Source organism: Cupriavidus basilensis (genome assembly GCF_000876015.1).
Taxonomy (GTDB): Bacteria; Pseudomonadota; Gammaproteobacteria; order Burkholderiales; family Burkholderiaceae; genus Cupriavidus; species Cupriavidus basilensis_B.
The window spans coordinates 1-1,580 of sequence record NZ_BBQM01000055.1; the positions used below are offsets into that span (position 1 = coordinate 1).

Sequence of the window (1,580 nt, forward strand, 5' to 3'; positions counted from 1 at the left end):
GCATCGCGCGCCGCCGCCAGCGCCTCTATCGGCGACAGCAGCCGCTCCGAGTATCCGCGGCATTCCCCGAAGCACTGCCATGCCAGGGCCTGTGCGAGATCGCGTAGGGCGGCGGCGTTCTGAGCCGGCTGTGCATCCTTTCCAGCGCTGGGCACCCAGCAGTCAGGGCACGGCACGCCGCCCTCATCGGGGGCGTGGTAGCTCGGGCCGCCGATCATGCCATTACCGTGGCAGGTGGGGCAGTCCGGCGCCGCCTCAAAGTTATCCTCTTTCATCTCACTCTCCGTTGTTTGGTCTTTTTAGACCTCTTCAATCAACCAGCCGCCGCCTTCTCTCTTCGACTTCGGGAATGCCACCCGAAAGACGAATGGGTACTGCTCTGCGGCCACTTTCATCTTCACCTTGGCATCGTCCTGATAGATCGCCTTCGAGCCTTTGCAGTCGTGCATCTCGAGCTGACCATCGGCGACCATCACTGCGAAATCCACCGTCAGGAACGTGTTATCCGCGAGCCGAAGCTTCAGGCCCTCGAAGCGATACCAGAGCACCGTGCCGGCATTCCTGAGCAATTCCAGGTGCTGCGCGTAGGCTTGCTCGGTCTTGTTCATGGCGCCGGTCTTGAGCCGGCCTAAAGCGCGCATGCGGGACTGCCCCGAACGTGCTGGATGTAGGGCATGGAGCGAACCCATTTCTGCGCTCATGCCACCACTCCGATTTCCATGCCAAGCGCCCGCTTGGCCATGTCGATGACCGTCACGGTGAAACGCTCGCCGGCGTTCTCGCGCGCAAGGATTCGCCTCGCCCAATCGCGACCGTCATTGCGATGCTCGAGCATCGTTTCAGGCCATTTCATCGTCGTCATCATTGCTGCGCTCCCTTCCGGTATTGCGCAATTCGGTCAGCAATAGCCTGCTTGGCAGCGATGACTGCATCGCGTTCTGCCTTGACTGCGGCATCCCGCGCGACAACGCGATCCATGCGCGACAGATTCATCTTCGCGATCTCGTCCTTCACGCGCTGCAACCCCTCGGGGTTGCCCGTGACGTTGGTCGGCATCGGAGGCGGCAAGAGCGCGGCGACATGGGACGCTGGCAGAAGACCCTGACACTTCGCCTCGGCCAGCGCAGCATCGCGCTTGTGCGGGTCGCTGCCGATGGACGGCCACCACTTCACGGGGTCGGTTGCCGCGGCGGTGATGCGCTGGTACGCCTCCTTGAACGCCATCCGCGCCCCAATCTCGTCGCCGATATCCATGACCGGCTTGCAGATGCCCCACGCCTGCGCGATCTCGTCATTCAGGATGACCGTCTCGGTTTCGTCGCACGCCTTGACCGCGAGCGTCCACGCTTCTTCCGCGCCGAGTCGCCGTGCCTTGTTGCCGGCGTTCAGGATTTCGAGGATCTGCCCGATGGACGGCGGGAACTTCGTATCGGCGACCACGTGCCGCGAAAATGCCAGGCGCACAGTCACAATCTCGAATTCCGCGAGCAATCCCCACCACATGCGCAGCGTCTCCTGCATGGGAGCCTCGCGGCCGTAGTTGTTGAACGTCGTGCGCACAACCTGTGCGAATTCGGCCC

General features: G+C 62.8%; 4 protein-coding genes. All 4 read right to left on the reverse strand.

Annotated elements, in window-relative coordinates:
- A partial coding sequence (locus KF708C_RS34050; RefSeq protein WP_197090472.1) for a hypothetical protein occupies nt 1-275 on the reverse strand: 275 nt, incomplete at its 3' end.
- Between the two features lie 24 nt (nt 276-299).
- On the reverse strand, nt 300-701 hold the full coding sequence (locus KF708C_RS34055) for a DUF1064 domain-containing protein (protein WP_231586670.1): 402 nt from the start codon (nt 699-701) through the stop codon (nt 300-302).
- Nucleotides 698-865 (reverse strand): hypothetical protein, encoded by a 168-nt coding sequence (locus KF708C_RS36330; protein ID WP_156174067.1) that lies wholly within the window; start codon nt 863-865, stop codon nt 698-700. Before KF708C_RS36330 ends, KF708C_RS34055 begins: the two co-directional genes overlap by 4 nt.
- Nucleotides 862-1,580, reverse strand: a 719-nt coding sequence (locus tag KF708C_RS34060; protein ID WP_063923114.1) for a replicative helicase loader/inhibitor, incomplete at its 5' end; no start/stop codon positions are given. The genes KF708C_RS36330 and KF708C_RS34060, both read right to left, overlap by 4 nt.

Bases quoted from the DNA above. Each gene is read 5' to 3' on its own strand.
- KF708C_RS34055 (WP_231586670.1), bottom strand. From the start codon at position 701: ATGAGCGCAGAAATGGGTTCGCTCCATGCCCTACATCCAGCACGTTCG.
- KF708C_RS36330 (WP_156174067.1), bottom strand. From the start codon at position 865: ATGATGACGACGATGAAATGGCCTGAAACGATGCTCGAGCATCGCAAT.